The sequence below is a fragment of the Symploca atlantica LB2515 genome, assembly GCF_052546295.1.
On record NZ_JBQWMT010000001.1, the window covers coordinates 3,012,882 to 3,032,352 of the forward strand.

The following is a 19,471-nucleotide window of genomic DNA, read 5'->3' on the forward strand; positions in this document are numbered from 1 at the left end:
AATCTGGGTTTTCCATTGACAAATTGCTTAGGCTAAATCTAGAACCTTCTGCAATAGCAGTTGGTCTTTCATCTTAATCTGAAAGCGACCATTCTCAATATCCCTAATCCAACTCTGGCTTTTAGCGGCCATCTGAGCCAACTCTCTCTGGCTGAGTCTGCGGTTTTTCCTAGCCGACATAATCTGCTCTCCGGAAAGTACAGGCTGTATTTTTTGCTTGGTGGTTTTTTTGGTACTTCGAGGCTTTTTACTTTCAAAATCGACTACTTGCTGATCCCAATGAGGTGGCAGTTCAAACCACAAGATTCGGGCATTTTTGAGTAGATTCCATTTACCTCGAGGGGCGGAGTCTGTTAATGGTGTCTCGCTGCTGCCGTCATTAATCCAAAATTCTAGTTCGGCATCCGGATCGTCGGGAATATCGCTCAACTTTGCCCAAAGAGGCTGAATTTCTGGTGGATAGGTGACTGGATCAAATACTGGCTTAAGTCCATAATGACTAAGCATTTCTAAGTCACTCTCAAAAGTACGCAGTCGCCGTTTTCTTTCCTCTCTATGGCAAGAGGCTTGAATTACTTTTTGCTCACCATAGGCAACGCGCAATAAAGTTGGTACCGTAACTCGCTGCTGCTTTCCCATTTTGGTTTTAAAGAGTAGCCAAAGCATCATGCGAACGGCGCCCTCATGTTGCTGCCAAATGCTCATCAGCGCGTATAAAAGTGATTTAGGTAAGTGACCATATTGGTAGAAGGCTCTTCCTTCCTGACGACCTTGCTTGTTCAAGAAATACCGTGCCCAAGTACCAGCCTTAATTCTAAAAGTTAGACCGACCAGATGTTTACATCCAGTCTCATCTTCCTGGAAGTGATGCTCAATTTCTAGTAAGTGCCATAAGCGGCTTTCTACAACTGAGAATCCTGGAATTCTACCCTGCCTTGGCCAGTTAACGGTAGTCATAATTTTGCAGGGTTGTTGAGCAATGTCTTTGATCAACGTCAACTTAGCAGCTTTGCTTAAGTCTTTGCGTTTGTCTAGACCGAGATATTTTTCAATTTGTCGATCATCAATGATAAATTCCTGCTCCCAAGGCTTGTCTAAGGCCGTAGCATGGGCTGCATAAATGAGGTGCATACCAGCGGCTCTAATATCAATTGCCTCGATTGTGGAGAGCGCGCTGTCACTTCCCATTGGTTTGGGTTGCTCTGCATACAAACTATCAGTTATCTGGAAGGCAATTGTTCCTTGACCTTGCTTAATTTGCCGTTGGTAATAGAGCTTTCCTAAAGTATCAGTTTCCCAAGGAAGTGATTGCCTTTGAGTCAGAATATTGCAAGCTTCCCAAATCACAATTGAGGAAGCAAATCGATTATTCTTACCGTTAAGGAACAAGTCAGGGCTAGTAGCAGTTCTGGCATCGACTTTGTACCTACCCTTTTTGGGCTGGGAAGGAATTGGACAGCTGCGGGGACAATGAATTATGCACTGTGGTTCAGGATAATAACCCTTGCAGTTGTTACAAAGATCCGGGTTAATTGCATACTTTTCGCCGTCTTTCTTAATTGCACCCGTCGGACACTTAGGTAAGCAGGTGTCACATCCGACACAACTGCTGGAAATTTTATAAGCCATAAGACAACGCTATTACTCTAACTTGGAGAAGGTTGGCTCAAGTCTTAAAGATTTGTCATCCCTTTTTCTTATTAAATCCTCCTTTATTGGTGACTAATATTGAAGTTCGATTTTTATAGGATGCAACCTGATTCATACTTGATCCTCAAATGATTTTATTGTTTATTTGAGGTTTTTCCTTGAACCTTATTAAGGCCCTTCTATTTACAAGAATTTCACATATGCATTTAGATGTTTGTTCAAATTGAGCAATTAAAGATTATTTTTACATTTTCTATATTGTCTATTGATATAGCATTCAATGTTACTAAATTTCGATTTTCACAAGATTCCATCTGATTACCTCTTCAGATTAAAATTACATCAATTTGTCTTGATAAATTGTGAGCATTTTCTTACCAATTATCAATAACTAATTAGTCGATAAAGCTTACTAATTTGAAGATTTGGCTATCAGCAATCAACAAAAATAAAGCTGATAAATCAGTAGTTTGTACTATTAGTTAGTTTAGTGGAAGCTCCTTAATACTAAAGAACTTTCCCCTTGGGTAATTGATTAACTCAACATCATCTCGGTATTTTAACTACATCTTTTTTCTGCTCAGTTATGTTCGATCTATCCAGTTGTTTTTTCACAGATTCATCACTTTTATGTCAGTAGCTACCGTAGATAATAGATACAAAATTGACAGGTTAAATGTAAGGTTTCGAGTCTTGTTCACTTTGAAGAGAAGAATTGCCGGCTAAAAAGGAATCATTGCTGCTGATGAAGGGAAAGCAGTTTCAGATACAAATTTACGCGTTATTAACGTTCCTTTGGCAGCAAGGCAATATAAAAATAGGTTCTCGCTGTCAAAAATACTTAGCCATCCTGGGGTTTTGCTCGCAGTAGTGTAGGTATTCTCCCAAAACAGGGCAGTTAATTCCTGCCTGTCTACTCTTACTTCTAGGAAAGCATTAAATCTAGATAAAGGATTAAGGGGTTTGACCCCTCTATCCGATACACTTGGATTCGCTGACTCAGACAGGAAGCTCTCCGCTTCTGTCCTTTTTTGTTGGCGCTTACGATCATACTTAGAAGATCCAAAATTGATGGCGATACTCACGGCAAGAGAAATTGCTAAATTATCAGTGCCTAGACAAAGCATAGAAGCCTTACACCACCTGCTGCTTTAAACAGTAGAGAAGGAAGTGTAGATAGCTGTCTGTCTGTTTTCTGGAATGATACTGCTCAGCATCAGGGTAGCAGCAAACCAAAGTATCCCTCTTGGCGAGGTGAGTGTCGTCTGTAGACTTTTTCCCAGTTGAACAGACGCAGTATAAGCAGCCAGAAAAGCTTCATTGAGAAGGCTCCAAAACAGTAGGCACAAGTAAGACGGTTGGCATTGATTGGCTCAACGCCTCAGTGTGTTTTTGAACCCTAGGAAGATGACGAACACTTAAAACCCAACTCCCCGACTGTGTTAAACAAAAATCACAGCAATCTCCACGGACATCAATACATAGTCTATGGGGTTATGTTTGCTAACATCAACAAAAACGAGAAAGCAACCACAGTTGGCTGCAACACTCTGAGGTAATTCAGCAAGGCATCAACTAGCCCTTTAATTTTTTTCCTTGGTAGCCTAGCATCACAAGAGTAACACTCGTCCCCAGGAAGGAAGCCACAATTTTAGCAGCAATAGCGCTTCTTAGGGAAATCCCAACTGAGGATAAGTTAGCATTCAGTGACTTTTCTCTCTAACAGGGAAAATTATCATCTTACATACGAGGGTAGATTATACCATAACAAAGGAGCTTTTGGGAGAGTTGATAATTAATTTATTTTGATTTAATTTCGTGACGGCAAGGCGACACAACTTAAGCTGATGCTAAAAGTCGCAGCTTTCCGAAGAAAGCCACGACTTGATGATCTAGTATTCTCGACCGAGCAATGAGTACCCCAGAACCTCAGACGAGATACTTTTCCTGATGGGTTTTGATTGTGCAATCAGATCTCGGATAGGTTACGCACAACAGAGCAAAGCCTTTATCCATTTGCTCGTCATCCAGGAAGCACTGGTCATCTTGATCAATTTCGCCTTCGATAACTTTACCAACACAGCTAGAGCAACCACCAGATTGACAAGAAGAGGGCAACTCCAAGTCATTTTCTTCTGCTGCTTCTAAAATGTAAGTGTCTTCGTCAATCTCAATCGTTTTGTCGAAGACCACAGTCCGATTTTTTTTCGGGCCTTGTTCGTGAATCAAGCGAACTTTGTAAGTAGTCATTTTTGTATGCTCCAAAAATTTAGTGGGTACTTAATCGAAAGTTCTTTCCTCTTTTAACTCCCTTCCCTCTTCCCAGCACAGAGGACAGAGGGAGACAGATTTTTAATCTAAGGGAGCAGTGAGGATCAAGAACATGCTTTAGCTACAGCCTGCTGCTGATGGCTTACATCCAGCGGCTCCAGCAGCGGCGAATGATTTACCGCAGCTACAGGTTTCGGCTGCATTGGGGTTGCTAAACTTAAACCCGCTTTGGGTTAATCCCTCTACATAGTCAATAACAACTCCTTCGAGTAGTGGGACACTTTTCCCATCCACATAGATGCGTAAGCCGCCATTTTCTAGTAACAAGTCATCTGTCTTAGGGGTAGTACTCACACTCAAGGAATACTCGTAACCGTTGCAACCACCATCTATAACAGAGACACGGATGCCTTGCTGGGGGGAACTGGAACTAGCCTGATCGCTCTCAAGAAAGCTACCGAGGCGAGATACTGCTTTTTCTGTAAAGGTAAGAGCCATAAAACTTCTCAATGGGGAAGGACAATAACTTCAGGGAGAAACAATTCCTTTGGCGGAACTGCTATCTGGATATTAGTGACCAACGAATGCTGTCATTGGCTGCTCAGTAAGAGAACCGCTACTGCTACCACAGACTGGACAATTGGGATCGTGGTAGGGATGGCGTTTAGCGAATTCCATAGAATTCAAATCCATCGTCAGCAATTGTGAGAACAAAGGTGTACCCAGCCCAGTCAGTACTTTGATTGCCTCCAGCGCTGTGAGACAAGCCAGTGTGCCAGAAACTGCACCTAGTACCCCAAAGCCGCGACGATCCCAATCAGGTTTTTCTGGAAACAGACAAGATAGACAGGGAGTCAAGCCAGGAACTATGGTGGTGAGGTAAGCTTCCATACTGTTCATTGCTGCCTCTACCATCGGCTTACCCCAACGCACAGAAGCGGCATTTAGTAAATTGCGTTCGTCAAAGTTATGAGCGCAGTCGAGGGCGATATCAGACTGTTGTACTAAAGAGTCCACATTTTCGGGAGTGATGTACTCAGCGATCGCTTCGATTTTGATATCGGGATTAATTTGCTCTAGGGTTTCCTTAGCTTTGTCTACCCTTGGCTTTCCTACCCAATCGTGGGTCATGAGGATCTGACGATTCATATCATCGAGCCTCAAGTCTCCACCCCGTACCAAGATGATGCGTCCAACGCCTGCTACGGCCAAATAAAGAGCCGCTGTACCGCCTAGTCCACCAACTCCCGAAACTAATGCAGTTGCTGACTTGAGCCGCTGTTGTGCTTCCTCACCAAAACCAGGGAGCATGATTTGGCGGCTATAGCGTTCTAATTCGATGGGTGTGAGGTTTAACAATTGAGGGCTTCCTTACTCAGAATGAATTTCTGTCAGCATGACGACATTCTTTTGCGGTTTCTTAAATACCTCAAACAGCTTTTGTTCTACGCCACTTGAATTGAGTAAAACTTGATAAGCTTGCTCTAAGGCAGTGCGATACTTGCTTAAAATTTCTCCATCTGGCAAGTCAGAGTATTCTTGGTTAATTTCCTTAATGGAAAGGGAAAAGCGCTTGAGGATATGAAGGCGGTTTACATTGAGAACCGCTTGATCATAAGGCAACTTAAAAAATTTGAAATAATCCTCAGCGTTCACAAGTTGATTGAATTCAGCTAAACTCGATGTCATTTGGTTTGCTCCAATGTCTTCAGCTCTTGCCTGAGTTCAGATAACTGATGAAAGACTTCGTAAGTCTTAGAGGCAACTTCCATAATTTTTTCAAAATCTGTTGGTAGCCCCTCAGCTAAATCATGAAGATCCATTTTTAGCTGACCGCCTTTACTGTTGAGGCGTTTAATTTTAGTCTTTAGCTCGTCAATGCGACTTTGCTCTTCTACTTGAACCATAGCTATTTCCTTCTTGGTCAGTTGTCAAAGAAGATTAATTAGTTACAGTCTGGCAACTTCGTGATAGCGCTTTACTAGCTCAATTCCCCCTTGGGTTAATTTCTCTCCTTCGACTGCTAGTTTTTCTAGAGAATCAAAACCAAAACGATGGGCATCTCGTAGAGTGCGAGTCACCACCAATAAACGGCCGCAAAAGACCAAACACCAGCCAAATCCTTCGTGATTGAGATCCACTACAACCTGGGCTAGTTGACCCGTCTCCCTCTCGATGCGAGAAGCGATCGCATGGAAATACAAGATGATTCTTCCCTTGGTTACTGGATTGACAGCACCTTCAATAGAGATTTTGCGTTTTTCTTTGCGGTCGATAATGAAGGGCTTGAGAACTAACTCATCTGACCAATTCTTGTACACTCCATAGGCATCTTGTGACCTAATTTGCCGCACTAATTCGTTAAGAAATGGCGACTCTAAACATCCATTTGCGGTATTCTCAGTAACGACATGGTTGCTAGTCATACGGTTACTTCCTCCTCAATTTCTTCGTCTAAATCTTCAAAATTACTGGTCTTTGGTTTTAGTGCTTTACGGAGCCAAGGTGGTGGATTGCCATTCAAAGTTTCTACCAACTTATCAAGGAGTTGTTTGATTTCTTCTTCCTCATCCTTGGACTTAACTGGGGTGACACACTTGTTAATTAAACGTGCAGCTGGCCCAGCTCCAATTGCCAAGACGTAAACAATGGTGCAGTCAAGTAAAGCATTAATTTTGGGCTCTACTTTGTTTTCATTGCCGTCCTGGGCAAGATTGCCCTGAAACTCCATGTTTTCTACTAGTTGATATCCTTCTTTATCAATTTCGTAGATAGCCATATACTTGGCAGAACCAAAGTGACCGTTAATGTGAACTAAATCATTAGTAGCGAAAGCAATCTTCATTAGTTTCCTCCTTATTGGTCTATTGCTTAGCTAGCATTATTGCTGACTAACAAGTGATAGCTGACGAGCTTTAATCTTCGATTCCTCCTGCTCAAATAACAGATTGCCAATATCAAATAACAACTGCATAGTTCCCCGGTAGCCGATAGAACAGCGCTGACCATTGCCCAAGCGGTCGTAAATTGGCATACCTTGGCGATATAGAGGAATACCCAGATTTTCCGAGACTAGAACCCCATGGGAGTTAGTAATTAGCAAGTCAGAACCGACAGCTAGTTTTTCAAAGTCTCCCAAATCGCCAATTACTACTGTTTCGACTGGCAATTGTTCCAGAATCGGAGAGCGTGTGGTGGTTACAGCTGCTTGAATTTCAGCTCCCATTAACTTCAGACACCAAGCAGTTGAGTAGAGCAAATCTGGCTCTAGGGCAAGGGAAACTTGCTTGCGGCCGAAGAAAAAGTGATTATCCAGCATAGCGTCTTGCAGTTGGCGACGTTGACGCCGATATTTTTCGGGAACTGGACACTCACTTAGTTGAGATAACTGTAGTAAGAAGTCGTCCATGGCTTCTAAACCCGTCAGAGACTTAAATATCTGATAGTTAGTGCCAAAGCGACGTTGCAGGATTTTTGCTGCACCCCGCATACTTTCCCCTAGGGCAATGGTGAAAGCAGAACTGCCCACTTCCCAGAGTTGGGCCAAGCTTGTGCCCCCAGCAGTTGTGGCGTTGTAGCTCTCTTCTGAAAGATGCCCATCCATAGAAGTTGAAAGATCAGGCACGACAATGGGAGTTAACCCAAAAGCCTCAACAATTTCCTTCAACTCCTCCACATCCCCAGGTCCGAGGAAAGAACCAGCCAAAATTGTGACTTGCTCTGGCTTAACTTCCCCTTCTCTGGGAACTTCCTCAACAATCTGCTCCACTGCGGTAGCAAAGCCATCCTGGAGAGAACCCTTAAAATCCGGGGTGGAAGCATAAACTACCGGCAGTCCATCCAACTCGGGATGATTCTGGCGAAAATTCTTTAAGACACGCTCAACGTCATCTCCCCTGGTTTCTGTTAAGGCGGTACTTAACAGACCGATAATCTCAGGTTTAGACTTTTCCATCTGGGTGAGAATCGCCTGTTCAATGTTGTCCTCACCACCCAAGATGCTGGTCACCTCATTCATTGCCGTAGTGGCCAAGGGAATTGCCTCAGAAAAGTGACGCACTAAGATCACTTTGGCAAAGGCTGTGCAGCCTTGACTACCGTGGAATAAGGGCATGATTCCCTTGATGCCTAAAAAGGCTAAGGCTGCGCCCAAGGGTTGGCTGAGTTTGAGGGGATTGACACTAACCGCTTTTTTACTAGTTGTAACAGTAGCCATTTTTTTCTCCTACTGTTCCCAAGGTGCTGGTTTGCGCACTTGTTCCCAAACTGGGCTATAAAGTGCCTCATCTAATTCCCGGGCCATTTCTAACATCCCTGCATATCCGGCATAAGGATGGTGGCGTTCTTGGTTGATATGGAGAAAGGGAACACGAGCTTTAAGGGCGGTATACTGATTACGACCTCCGGCAATCAGCATGTCAGCCTTGGTTTCTTCGATGACCTTCAGCAGTAAGGGAGCATTGCCCTTTTCCATGATTACCCCGTCTTTACCCAGTAGCTGACGAATCTTGGCTTTGTCTTCCTCAGTACTTTTTTTACTGCTAGTGGCCACAACTTCCATACCGAGGTCTTTTGCCGCAGAAATAATTGACCAACTCTTAACACCACCGGTATAAAGTACCACTCGCTTGCCTTGCAGCCGGGCGCGATAGGGCGCTAGTTGTTTCTCTAGGGTCGCTGTTTCTTCGGCAATTAACTCTTCAGTGCGCCGCTGTAAATCTGGGTCACCTAACTTCTCGGCTACATGCCGCAGACAATTGTTGACATCTTCTACCCCATAAAATGATTCTTCTATATAAGGAATGCCATAGCGCTCCTCCATTTTTCTCGCCATGTTGATCAGCGCTTTTGAGCAGATCATCACATTGAGTTTGGCGTGGTGGGCATAGCAGATTTCTTGGTAGCGAGCATCACCGCTGATTTTGGAGAGGACTCGGATGCCGAGTTTCTCGAATAGAGGCAAGACACTCCACATCTCGCCAGCGACGTTGTACTCGCCGATTAAGTTGATGTCGTAGGGAGTGGTAAATTCCGGCTCAGCAGTGCCGACAACGTATTCTAGTAAAGTTTCCCCAGCAATGCGGTTGCCTAAGTTCTTGCTGCCCACGAAGCCGGGAGAATTAACGGGTATCACCGGGATACCGGTTTTTTTGGCAGCAGCTTTACAAACAGCATCCAAGTCATCGCCAATTAGGGCAGTGACGCAAGTGGAATAGACAAACACCGCTGCGGGTTGATAGTGCTTGTGTACTTCTAAAATGCCTTTGTAAAGCTTTTTCTCACCACCCATGATGATGTCATTTTCGCTCATGTCGGTGGTAAACCCCATCTTGTAAAGATGAGAGCCAGAGGAGAGACTACCGCGAGCGCCCCAAGAGTTGCCAGAGCAACCTAGTGGCCCGTGTACTAAGTGAGCAGCATCGGTGATGGGTACTAAAGCGATGCTGGCTCCGTCAAACCCACAACCCCCTTGAGCTGCTCCCGGCTGAGCTTGTTGCTGGCAAGCTGTTTTCTTTGCTTTACCTTCCTGAGTTTTATTGTGTCCACAAGCTGGCTCTTCTAGTAGCTCAGCGATTTTACCTTGGGTAATCTTCATGGCTCAAATATTGTGAAGATGGCCTTATTTATTAAACTTATCCAACGTTTAAATGTGTCCCTAGGGCTTTACAATTAAAGATGAGGAATTCAAAATTAAACTCTTGTCTGTGATTGCGGATATTCCGTCTAGTAGTAGCCTGAAAAAAGATGCACCCTTTTGTTTAACTTCTATCTCGGAAGAAAGGGTTTATATTATCCACAGACTGAGTTGTTTAATTTCCAATTTTGCCTTTTTAATCGAAGGGAGCAGCACAGGTTTTAAGGAACCGTTTTTTAGTAAAATAAAACCAGGAAACGGATAAAACCTGTGGTTGGTAGAGACGTTATGGTTCAACGTCTCTACACTGTTCTCGCTTAAATTAGCGAACTAGGTCGAAGGAGATGTCGGTCTTGCTAGGAATGTTAGTGGTATTGTCTGCTTCTTCGAGTACTCTGTTGACAATCCAGTTGAGCAGGTTGATCGCACCTTCGTAACCGACGATAGAGTAGCGGTGTAGGTGGTGGCGATCAAAGATTGGGTAACCAATCCGTACTAGTGGGGTTTTGGTGTCACGCTCCAGGTACTTACCATAGGAGTTACCGATGATTAGGTCTACTGGCTCAGTGAACAGTAGTGAGCGCATATGCCACAGATCCTTGCCAATCCAGACTTTTGCGTCTTTTCCTGCTGGTGTGGTAGCAAGAAGTTCTTCAGCTTCTTTCTGGAACTTCTTGGTACCGTTGTGTACCAACACGTGAACTGGCTCCATACCCATTTCGAGGGTAAAGTTCAACAGACCCATCACTAAGTCAGGATCGCCGTAGATTGCAACACGCTTGCCGTGTACCCAAGCTTGGGAATCGGTCATAGCGTCAACTGCACGACCTCTTTCTTTTTCTAATTCCCAAGGAATCGCTTTACCGGTCAGTTCTGAGATGGCCATCAGGAACTCATCGGTGCCACGGACGCCAACGGGACGGTGGGTAGCGGTTTGCTGACCCCACTCTTTTTCGATCCAAGGCAGAGCCTTAACAGTGGTGTATTTTTGCAGTGAAATAGTTGCTTTGGCGTTGATCGAATCCGCTGCTTCTTCTAGAGTTGTGCCGCCCTGGTACATCTTGTATTCGCCATCATTAGGTGAATCAAGGGTGTCAGAGTTGTCAGCCAGAATGGTGTGATCAACATCCATCAGAGAAAGCATGCGCTTCAGCTCACGGATATTGCCAACATAGCTGTCGAAGCCAGGGATAATATTAATCTTGCCGTTGCTGGTTTCTTGCTTCTTGCCTGCTGTCAGGTTGTCCAGAATGCCCTTGAGCATGCTGTCATAACCCGTGAGATGGGAACCGACGAAGCTGGGGGTATGGGCGAAAGGAACTGGGAAGTCTTCGGGGACAGAACCCTTACTCTTGGAGGTTCCAATGAAAGCACCCAAGTCATCTCCAATGACCTCTGCCATGCAAGTTGTGCACACAGCAATCATCTTGGGCTTGTAGAGGGCGTAGGAGTTGGCTAAACCATCAACCATGTTGGTCAGCCCACCAAAGACCGCTGCATCTTCAGTCATTGAGGAAGAAACTGCGGAAAAAGGCTCTTTGTAGTGACGAGCAAGGTGAGTCCGGAAGTAGGCGACGCAACCTTGAGAACCGTGAACAAAGGGTAGGGTTCCTTCAAAACCAGAGGCAGCGTAGATAGCTCCTAGGGGCTGACAAGCTTTGGCGGGATTAACTGTTAGGGCTTCACGAGCAAAGTTCTTTTCGCGATATTCCCAAGTCTTAGTCCACTCGTTAATCTTATCAATGTCTTCCTGAGAGGGAGCCGCTTCAAATTCTCTTTTGAGCTTAAAGAGTTCCTGATAATCTGGATCATGAAAGAGTTTAAAGTGGTCTTTAATTTTATTTACGTCAGTTTGGCTCATGACTTCAATTCCTCTATGTGTAGTAATTGCCTTTAGCAGTACGCTTGTAAGCAGACAGCTTAGGAAAAATCTTGGCTTTTAGTTGCTAGTTGTTGTAACCTGAAAAGACTAATAACTAACAACTAAGTTAAGGTGAGATGGGTGCAAAGCCTATCTAATGATATACTTGTTTACCCTTTAAATCATTTCCCATCTATTAGTAAGGCTACAGGATTTAAGGTTAGAATTAAAAGAAAAAAGAATGAAGAATTAGATAACAAGCTGTTCATTCGGTTGGCTTAATTCTCTCTTCTTTGTGATCTAACACAATTCAAAATCCAAACACATCTTACTTGCTTGACGGGATAAGCATTATAGTCGGGGATCCGGGTAATTGGTAATTGATTGTTGACCCTAAAGCCGATTACCTATTACCCATTACCCATTACCCACTACCTCTTACTTTTTCCAAGGTGTGCGGACTAAACTCCAGGTGGGGCTATTGATAGCCAAGTCCATGTCACGAGCGAAGATAGCGAAGCCATCATAACCGTGATAAGGACCAGAGTAATCCCAAGAGTGCATTTGGCGGAACGGCAAGGACATCTTCTGGAAGGCGTACTTCTCTTTGATGCCTGCTGCTACTAAATCTGGCTGAAGTTTCTTGGCGAACTCTTCAAATTCATAGCCAGTTACGTCATCGTAAATGACTGTTCCTTCATTGATGTAATCGCTGGTACGTTTGTAGTCGTCGTTATGACCAAATTCATAGCCAGTACCGACTACTTCCATCCCTAATTCCTCGAAAGCTGGGACGACGTGACGGGGACGTAAGCCACCGACCATCATCATTACTTTCTTGCCTTCTAAACGAGGGCGGAATTTATTGATTACTGATTCAGCTTCGGCTGTGTACTTGGCAATAACTTTTTCAGCACCCTCTTGAATTTTTTCGTCAAACTTGGCAGCAATTGCCCGTAGAGATTTGGCGATTTGGGTTGGGCCAAAGAAGTTGAATTCCATCCAGGGAATACCGTACTTCTCTTCCATGTGGCGGCAGATGTAGTTCATCGACCGATAGCAGTGGATTAGGTTCATCTTCACCAATGGGGTGTGCAGAACCTCGTTAAAGGTGCCGTCGCCGGAGAATTGGCTAACTACTCTTAGACCCATTTCTTCGAGCAACATACGGGAAGACCAAGCATCTCCACCAATGTTGTAGTCACCAATCATGGCTACATCGTAGGGGGTAGACTCAAACTTGAGTTCTCCACTCTTGACTTTTTCTTCCGTCATTGGGAAGACCCAGTCACGCACGGTGTCGTTAGCGATGTGGTGTCCTAGAGATTGAGATACACCCCGGAAACCTTCGCAACGTACGGGTACTACTGGCTTGCCAGTTTCTTTGCTAGCTTTGCGTGATACAGCTTCAATGTCATCACCAATCAGACCAACAGGGCATTCTGATTCAATGGTGATACCAGCATTGAGAGGGAAGAGTTCTTCGATTTCGTTGATGATTTTGGCAAGCTTCTTGTCACCACCGAAAACGATATCTTTCTCTTGGAAATCTGAAGCAAACTGCATTGTACCGAAGGTATCAACACCAGTGGTACCAATGTAGTAGTTACGACGACCAGACCAAGAATAATAACCGCAACCGATAGGGCCATGGCTGATGTGAATCATGTCCTTAACAGGACCCCAGACCACACCTTTAGCGCCAGCGAAGGAACAACCACGAGCGGTCATTACACCGGGAAGAGACTTGCTGTTGGACTTGACGCCGCAATCAGCGTTGTTTTCTTCTTGAACACCTAAGTGCTTAGCCCGATTTTTAGCGCCTTTTTCTGGATAGGCTTTGAGGACTTCCTCAATTATTTGTTTGTTCTTTTCAACTTTTGAAGATGTCATAAGTATTCCTCTCGTCTTGGTAGGAATTATTAGGAGGGTAAGAGAGTGGGAGAAATATTTGCCTTGGCTTTTTCCCCTCACTCTTCGATTTTGTCTTGCTAAACCCTAGGTTTTTGGATCTCATGGGGTGGACAGGGGGGGGACTACCACCCCACAAGATTTGTTTATAGGGGTAAAGTGAGTACTGCTCAACTGTAGGGAATGCGTCTCCCTAGTTTCGATTAACCTTTATTTAGTAGCAGGTACGCCAACGTTGGTCAGTTCTTTGTCATCACCGAGGAGACCGAATTCAACCAACAGCTCTTCCAACTCTTCCATTTCTAGAGGTGTGGGGATGGTGAGGTTGGTGTTGTTGATGATCTTGTTACCCAGAGTGCGATACTCATTAGCTTGAGGATGGTCAGGTGCGTATTCTGCAACCGTCATCCGACGCAGTTCAGCGTGCTGAACTGTGTTGTCGCGAGGTACAAAGTGGATCATCTGGGTGTTGAGGCGAGAAGCCAAGTTTTCAATCAGCTCAATTTCACGGTCAACTTTACGGCTGTTGCAGATTAAACCACCTAAGCGTACACCGCCTGCATGGGCATACTTAAGAACACCACGAGCAATGTTGTTAGCTGCATACATCGCCATCATTTCACCAGAAACAACGATGTAGATTTCTTGGGCTTTGCCTTCGCGAATTGGCATAGCAAAACCACCGCAAACAACGTCACCAAGTACGTCATAGCTAACGAAGTCTAGGTCTTCATAAGCACCATTTTCTTCGAGGAAGTTAATGGCAGTGATGATACCCCGACCAGCGCAGCCAACTCCAGGCTCTGGACCACCGGACTCAACGCACTTGATGCCAGCGTAGCCAGATTTGAGTACTTCTTCAAGTTCTACATCTTCAATAGCGCCTCTTTCAGCAGCCATGTGTAGCACGGTGGTTTGTGCTTTAGCGTGTAGAATCAAACGGGTGGAATCTGCTTTGGGGTCGCAACCAACGATCATGATGCGTTGACCCTGTTCGGCCATACCAGCCAAAGTGTTTTGAGAAGTGGTGGACTTACCGATACCGCCTTTTCCGTAAAATGCAATCTGACGCATGATTAATGTTTCTCCTTAGTTTTTCCGGTGTTGGGACTTGTGTGTTGTGTGTTGAGACTTGTTGGATGGTGAGACTTGGTATCTCGCTTTAACCTGCTACTGATGGATCGATACCCTGGGAGGGGGAGATCGCTCCACAGTCAAAGCAGGTAGAAGCAGCAAGGTAAATGTCTGACTTCTCATGCTTTCAACTGAGTGAGATAGATGGCGTTAATTTGGTCTAGATAAATGGTACAAATATAGTTTCTGTCAATCAGAGTGACTCTATGGCCACCCCTGCTACACAGCTTCAACGATTAGGCTGGGTAGGACACGGTCTCTTAAAGTTGCTTCGATGGCTAGCTTGAGTGTGGCGCTAGAGTTGGCGCAGGAGGTGCAAGCACCTTTGAGCTGAACCTTGACAATATCGCCTTCCACATCGTAGAGCTCGACATCTCCTCCGTCCTCGGCGACTACTGGTCTTACTTCGTCGTGGAGGATTTGTTGAATGAGGGAAATTTTTTGCAGATTGGTGAGATTCTTCGGGGCGGCTGTCGCTGGTAGCGACTTCTTCTGCACTGCCTCTATAGGCATACTGTTAGCTTCTGCTACGAGTTCATCGATATCTGCTAAGCATGAACCACAGCCACCACCCGCCTTGATATAGTTTGTAACTTCTTCGGTGGTTTTGAGGTTGTTCTCCCGAATTACCCGCTTAATCTTAGCCTCGCTAGTAGCAAAACAGGTGCAAACTATCGAGCCTTCATCATCTTCGTGGGAAATTACGGGAATGCCTCGGTAGTTGGAAACTGCTGCTTCGAGTGCTTCTTGGCCCATAACTGAGCAGTGCATCTTCTCTTTTGGTAGTCCGCCTAGAGACTCAGCTATTTCCTTGTTGGTAATCTTTAGGGCTTCCTCAATGGTCTTGCCCTTAATCAACTCAGTCAGGATAGAAGAGGAAGCGATCGCACTAGCACAACCAAAAGTTTGAAAACGAGCATCAAGGATTTTATTAGTGGCTTCTTCAACTTTAAGGTGCAAACTCAGGGCGTCTCCGCAAGCAATACTACCTACTTCACCGGTAACAACTTTTTCGCCTGAACTCTGCTCTTGCTCTGTAATCTTTCCTTGATTACGAGGATTATAGAAGAATTCCATTACCTTGTCAGTATATTCCCACATAATTTTTAAGAATTGGTAGATTGTAGAGTTTGGATTGTTGTTAGTTAATTGATGGTCATTGGTCTGATGCTTATCACTGCTCACCAATGACCAATGACAAGCGATTAATGGTTAATGGATATTGCTTTCTCTTGTTCTTGAAGCCAGCCAGCAGAGTCGTTGCTGAAAGGCGACATAGCACGTAAACGCTCTATAACACCGGGTACAATAGCTAGCACTTGGTCAATCTCAGCTTCTGTGGTGTAACGAGAAAGACTAAAGCGGATTGAACCATGAAGAACGGTGTAAGGCAAACCCATAGAACGCAGCACATGAGAAGGTTCTAGAGAGCCAGAGCTACAAGCAGAGCCTGATGAAGCACAAATGCCTTGCTTATTAAGTAACAACAGAATTGCTTCGCCTTCGATGTACTTAAAGCCAATATTGGTAGTGTTCGGTAGCCGATTAACGGGATCACCGTTAACAAAGCAATCACTAACAGAGTTAAGTATTCCTTGTTCAAGGCGATCGCGTAGCTGCCTTTCTCTATCAACGTCTTTTAAGTGCAACCTGGCCAGTTCAGCGGCTTGACCGAGGGCAACGATGCCAGCAACATTCTCTGTACCACCCCGACGTCCTCGTTCTTGGTGGCCACCAATTAGTAGACCTCTAAACCTAACTCCTCGCCGGACATAGAGGGCACCAATCCCTTTAGGAGCATGAATCTTATGACCAGATAGGGTGAGCATGTCAATGGTGCTGTTCTTCATGTTGAGGGGGAGTTTCCCCACTACTTGCACAGCATCAACATGGAAGAGAGCGCCTCGACCTTTAACAATCGCTCCAATACTCTCAATGGGGAAGACGACACCAGTTTCGTTGTTGGCGTACATCACCGAAACAAGGGCAGTCTCATCAGTGATTGCTGCTTCAAGTTCATCAAGATTGATCTGTCCTAAGCGATTCACTGAAAGATAGGTAACGGTATAGCCCTGTTTTTCCAGACGCTTGCAGACATTGAGTACTGCCGGATGCTCAACCTTGGTAGTGATGATGTGTCGCTTGTTAGGCTGTGTTGAGAGCGCTCCCTGGATAGCAGCGTTGTCCCCTTCAGTACCACAACTGGTAAAAATAATTTCCGATTCATCGGCTCCTAGGAGGGCTGCTACTTGCGCTCTGGCCTCCTTAACTTTAGCGGCCACTTGTCCGCCAAAGGTGTGCATACTGGAAGGATTACCGTAATAATCTTTCAGGTAGGGCAGCATTGCCTCTAGCACTGTCTCATCTACCCGTGTAGTGGCATTGTTATCGAGATAAATTACACTCATGCTTACACTCCCTGGGTTTGAAACTCATCAGCTTGAGCCTGATCTTGCTGCTTTTGCAGATAAAGCTTGTAGAACTCTAAAGCTGCATTCTCAATTACGTCATAAACTTCAATTGCTTCCAATCCAGCCTTGCGTAACCGTTCTTGAGGAGATTGACCAATCTTAGAAACAAGAACTGCTTGGCAATCAGAGAGTGTTTCAATAATTTTGTCGAGTGTCCCTTCTTCGCTAAAACCGCCTTGGCAGAAGTGGTCTACTTTGCGATGACCGGTGAAGCGAACTTGATTACCTTCGACTTCGTAAATCATGAACTCTTTAGCATGACCGAAATGTTGGTTAACTAATCCTCCTCCCTTGCTAGCCACAGCGACTTGGATTTGAGGTGTACTACCGACCTTGGGTGCTGCTGAGATTTTAGTTTTGGCTTCTTCTAGTTGCGCTCTGAAATTTTCCTTGCCAGCATTAAGTTCTTGGCGTCGCTGGGTGTCATATTCGGCTGTAATTTGACTAGGTTCTTCGCCAGTAACCTTGGTTTTAGCTGCCTCTACTTGGGCTTTGAAGTGAGCGATGCCAGCATGAATTTCTTGACGTTGCTCAAGGTTGTATTCCGGCTTCATTTCCAAGATTTTTTCTTTGGTGAATTCCTTACTACGGTCTTCACCCAATAGCCCTACAGCATCTGCCCGACATTGACGGCAATGGCGCATCATTTTTATGTTGCCCTCCATGTTGTCTTGTAGGCTATCTTGTAGCTTTTTGAGTTCTGAGGGTGTTGGACCACGTTGACCTTTTAAGCCAAAGTAAGTGCCGTGTTCTGGTGCGGAAATCAGGGGCATAATATTGTGAATAAAGGCACCCTTAGCACGAATTACTTTGTTGACTTCTTTCAGGTGCTCGTCATTAATCCCTGGAATCATCACCGAGTTGACTTTGCACAAGATGTCTGCTTCTCTAAGCAAGTCCAAAGATTCCATTTGCCTTTCGTGCAGAATCCTTGCTCCTTCTTCTCCCCGGTAGCGTCTCCGCTTGTAGTGAACCCAGGGATAAATCTTCGCCCCAATTTTGGGGTCAACCATGTTAATGGTGAGGGTTACGTGATCAACGTTTAATTCTTTAATCCGATTTATATAGTCGGGGAGAGCCAGACCGTTGGTTGACAAACAAAGTTTAAGGTCTGGGGCTTTCTCCGCAATTAGTTCAAAAGTACGGAAGGTTTTCTCTGGATTGGCCAGAGGATCTCCTGGACCAGCAATGCCAACTACGGTCATTTGGGGAATTTTGCCTGCAATTACCAGAGCTTTGTGAGCTGCTTCTTCAGGCGTCAAGACCTCACTGACCACACCTGGTCTGCTTTCGTTGGCACAGTCATACTTGCGATTGCAGTAATTACACTGAATATTACAGGCTGGTGCTACAGGAGCATGCATCCGTGCGTAGTGGTGATGGGCATCTTCGCTGTAGCAAGGATGTTGAGCGATACGTTCGCGTAGTTTTTCGTCAATTTCTGAAGTTTTTGCGGTAGAACCACAGCCTGTGGAGGCACAGTTGCTCGACTTGTTGGCATCAAGAGACGCTATCGCTTCGGGGTTGGAGGTTAGTGGTTTAGGTTGTGACATCAAATTCCCTGGTTCAGATAACTGCCTGCCGCCTTGGGAAACGCGATTAAAGGACACTACCGCGCCTCGCTTAACTATCGCGTCAATACACTTACCTGGAATCCGGATTTGCTGTTGTTCGGAGGGTTAAGTGTGTGGCGTTATTTGTTTTATACCAGTCGTTTCTCAACAGGGAGGTTAGTCAGATGTGGATCAGATTTATTGAACTAATTAAAAATGTACTCAGAGCCTCAAAAGTAGAATTGAAGCGACTTAAAAATTTGTTGTGGGGTAGGGGTACTAGTATTTCTGGGGTAGGGGTACTAGTATTTCTGGGGGAGGGGTACTAGTATTCGTGTACTCAATGCAAAAACCACTTATTGTCTGGGTTTGAGAGGGATTTTAGCTGTTTTTTTTGAGTCCAAACTTGTACTCAAAGCCGATAGGAATCTTGATTTTCTTGGCTTTCAGGCAGTTATCAGAGACAAGAGAAGAGGCAACCACTACGTAACTGCTTCTACAACTGAACTCAGAGGATCCTAGTCCGCGCGCTCACCTCTTGGAGTTCTGTATCTAAATTAGCACTTTTCTTTTCTTATTTCTTGTATTAAGTATTTTTTTATATTTTATTTACTTGAATAACTGAAATGATTTGAGTGTGCTCAACCAAAAAGAATACAGAAGTTCAGAACCTTTCGCTTTGCTCAAACCCCCAGTGAAATTCTTTCAATGGCTCCTTTTCTTGCGAGGTCAGAATCACCGTCTGACAAGAATTCTGAACTCCTCAACTCCTCAATTCTGAACTCCCTTCAAGTTTGATGCTGAGTACAAAAATACTGAACCCCCTCCCCCAAAAATTCTCTCCAATTGGTCAAAAAATACTCGTACCCCTACCCCACCACAACTGTCTAATTCCCCTCGGTTCTTGGTTTAGGATTACTGAGTACATTTTTAATTAGCTCTATAGATTCTGTTGGACAAACCAAGAGTGTGGTGGGGTGCACCT

General features: G+C 44.8%; 17 protein-coding genes. All 17 read right to left on the minus strand.

The genetic code is table 11. The annotated features are described in order from the left end of the window. Positions 1-27 precede the first annotated feature (27 nt). The 17 genes from ACT7WV_RS12520 to nifB all read right to left on the minus strand — a co-directional run bounded on the left by ACT7WV_RS12520 (position 28) and on the right by nifB (position 18,486). Positions 28-1,629 (minus strand): helix-turn-helix domain-containing protein, encoded by a 1,602-nt coding sequence (locus ACT7WV_RS12520; RefSeq protein WP_445103208.1) that lies wholly within the window; start codon positions 1,627-1,629, stop codon positions 28-30. Between the two features lie 743 nt (positions 1,630-2,372). Further along, entirely contained in the window at positions 2,373-2,735 is a 363-nt protein-coding gene (locus tag ACT7WV_RS12525) for a hypothetical protein (RefSeq protein WP_445103209.1), read from the minus strand. Positions 2,736-3,579: 844 nt separating this feature from the next. After that, entirely contained in the window at positions 3,580-3,900 is a 321-nt protein-coding gene (locus ACT7WV_RS12530) for a 2Fe-2S iron-sulfur cluster-binding protein (protein ID WP_445103210.1), read from the minus strand. A 138-nt stretch (positions 3,901-4,038) separates the two neighbouring features. After that, complete coding sequence (locus ACT7WV_RS12535) at positions 4,039-4,419, minus strand: HesB/IscA family protein (RefSeq protein WP_445103211.1); 381 nt, start codon at positions 4,417-4,419, stop codon at positions 4,039-4,041. Between the two features lie 72 nt (positions 4,420-4,491). Continuing rightward, positions 4,492-5,280, minus strand: a complete 789-nt coding sequence (locus ACT7WV_RS12540; protein WP_445103212.1) for a HesA/MoeB/ThiF family protein — start codon at positions 5,278-5,280, stop codon at positions 4,492-4,494. A gap of 12 nt (positions 5,281-5,292) precedes the next feature. Then, positions 5,293-5,610: a nitrogenase-stabilizing/protective protein NifW gene (gene nifW / locus ACT7WV_RS12545; RefSeq protein ID WP_445103213.1), complete on the minus strand. Its 318-nt coding sequence runs from the start codon at positions 5,608-5,610 to the stop codon at positions 5,293-5,295. Beyond that, positions 5,607-5,828: a CCE_0567 family metalloprotein gene (locus ACT7WV_RS12550; RefSeq protein ID WP_445103214.1), complete on the minus strand. Its 222-nt coding sequence runs from the start codon at positions 5,826-5,828 to the stop codon at positions 5,607-5,609. Before ACT7WV_RS12550 ends, nifW begins: the two co-directional genes overlap by 4 nt. Before the next feature lie 42 nt (positions 5,829-5,870). Continuing rightward, positions 5,871-6,347, minus strand: a complete 477-nt coding sequence (locus tag ACT7WV_RS12555) for a NifX-associated nitrogen fixation protein (RefSeq protein ID WP_445103215.1) — start codon at positions 6,345-6,347, stop codon at positions 5,871-5,873. Next, the gene (gene nifX / locus ACT7WV_RS12560; RefSeq protein ID WP_445103216.1) at positions 6,344-6,766 is read right to left on the minus strand and encodes a nitrogen fixation protein NifX; all 423 of its coding nucleotides are present in this window, start codon (positions 6,764-6,766) and stop codon (positions 6,344-6,346) included. Before nifX ends, ACT7WV_RS12555 begins: the two co-directional genes overlap by 4 nt. A 36-nt stretch (positions 6,767-6,802) precedes the next feature. Next, positions 6,803-8,137 (minus strand): nitrogenase iron-molybdenum cofactor biosynthesis protein NifN, encoded by a 1,335-nt coding sequence (gene nifN / locus ACT7WV_RS12565; RefSeq protein ID WP_445103217.1) that lies wholly within the window; start codon positions 8,135-8,137, stop codon positions 6,803-6,805. Positions 8,138-8,146: 9 nt separating this feature from the next. Beyond that, positions 8,147-9,517, minus strand: a complete 1,371-nt coding sequence (gene nifE, locus ACT7WV_RS12570; RefSeq protein WP_445103218.1) for a nitrogenase iron-molybdenum cofactor biosynthesis protein NifE — start codon at positions 9,515-9,517, stop codon at positions 8,147-8,149. Positions 9,518-9,878: 361 nt separating this feature from the next. After that, a complete protein-coding gene (gene nifK / locus ACT7WV_RS12575; protein WP_445103219.1) occupies positions 9,879-11,417 on the minus strand; it encodes a nitrogenase molybdenum-iron protein subunit beta in 1,539 nt (512 codons plus the stop codon). A 438-nt stretch (positions 11,418-11,855) separates the two neighbouring features. Further along, positions 11,856-13,310 carry a nitrogenase molybdenum-iron protein alpha chain gene (gene nifD / locus ACT7WV_RS12580; protein WP_445103220.1) on the minus strand — a complete coding sequence of 485 codons (1,455 nt, stop codon included), beginning with the start codon at positions 13,308-13,310 and terminating at the stop codon, positions 11,856-11,858. 228 nt (positions 13,311-13,538) lie between these two features. Continuing rightward, positions 13,539-14,402 (minus strand): nitrogenase iron protein, encoded by an 864-nt coding sequence (nifH, locus tag ACT7WV_RS12585; protein ID WP_445103221.1) that lies wholly within the window; start codon positions 14,400-14,402, stop codon positions 13,539-13,541. Positions 14,403-14,681: 279 nt separating this feature from the next. Next, on the minus strand, positions 14,682-15,563 hold the full coding sequence (gene nifU / locus ACT7WV_RS12590) for a Fe-S cluster assembly protein NifU (protein WP_445103222.1): 882 nt from the start codon (positions 15,561-15,563) through the stop codon (positions 14,682-14,684). 104 nt (positions 15,564-15,667) lie between these two features. Next, positions 15,668-16,870: a cysteine desulfurase NifS gene (nifS, locus tag ACT7WV_RS12595; protein ID WP_445103223.1), complete on the minus strand. Its 1,203-nt coding sequence runs from the start codon at positions 16,868-16,870 to the stop codon at positions 15,668-15,670. A gap of 2 nt (positions 16,871-16,872) precedes the next feature. After that, entirely contained in the window at positions 16,873-18,486 is a 1,614-nt protein-coding gene (gene nifB, locus ACT7WV_RS12600; RefSeq protein ID WP_445105638.1) for a nitrogenase cofactor biosynthesis protein NifB, read from the minus strand. Positions 18,487-19,471 lie beyond the last annotated feature (985 nt).

Bases quoted from the DNA above. Each gene is read 5' to 3' on its own strand.
- ACT7WV_RS12520 (WP_445103208.1), bottom strand. From the start codon at position 1,629: ATGGCTTATAAAATTTCCAGCAGTTGTGTCGGATGTGACACCTGCTTA.
- ACT7WV_RS12530 (WP_445103210.1), bottom strand. From the start codon at position 3,900: ATGACTACTTACAAAGTTCGCTTGATTCACGAACAAGGCCCGAAAAAA.
- ACT7WV_RS12535 (WP_445103211.1), bottom strand. From the start codon at position 4,419: ATGGCTCTTACCTTTACAGAAAAAGCAGTATCTCGCCTCGGTAGCTTT.
- nifW (WP_445103213.1), bottom strand. From the start codon at position 5,610: ATGACATCGAGTTTAGCTGAATTCAATCAACTTGTGAACGCTGAGGAT.
- ACT7WV_RS12550 (WP_445103214.1), bottom strand. From the start codon at position 5,828: ATGGTTCAAGTAGAAGAGCAAAGTCGCATTGACGAGCTAAAGACTAAA.
- ACT7WV_RS12555 (WP_445103215.1), bottom strand. From the start codon at position 6,347: ATGACTAGCAACCATGTCGTTACTGAGAATACCGCAAATGGATGTTTA.
- nifX (WP_445103216.1), bottom strand. From the start codon at position 6,766: ATGAAGATTGCTTTCGCTACTAATGATTTAGTTCACATTAACGGTCAC.
- nifN (WP_445103217.1), bottom strand. From the start codon at position 8,137: ATGGCTACTGTTACAACTAGTAAAAAAGCGGTTAGTGTCAATCCCCTC.
- nifE (WP_445103218.1), bottom strand. From the start codon at position 9,517: ATGAAGATTACCCAAGGTAAAATCGCTGAGCTACTAGAAGAGCCAGCT.
- nifK (WP_445103219.1), bottom strand. From the start codon at position 11,417: ATGAGCCAAACTGACGTAAATAAAATTAAAGACCACTTTAAACTCTTT.
- nifD (WP_445103220.1), bottom strand. From the start codon at position 13,310: ATGACATCTTCAAAAGTTGAAAAGAACAAACAAATAATTGAGGAAGTC.
- nifH (WP_445103221.1), bottom strand. From the start codon at position 14,402: ATGCGTCAGATTGCATTTTACGGAAAAGGCGGTATCGGTAAGTCCACC.
- nifU (WP_445103222.1), bottom strand. From the start codon at position 15,563: ATGTGGGAATATACTGACAAGGTAATGGAATTCTTCTATAATCCTCGT.
- nifS (WP_445103223.1), bottom strand. From the start codon at position 16,870: ATGAGTGTAATTTATCTCGATAACAATGCCACTACACGGGTAGATGAG.
- nifB (WP_445105638.1), bottom strand. From the start codon at position 18,486: ATGTCACAACCTAAACCACTAACCTCCAACCCCGAAGCGATAGCGTCT.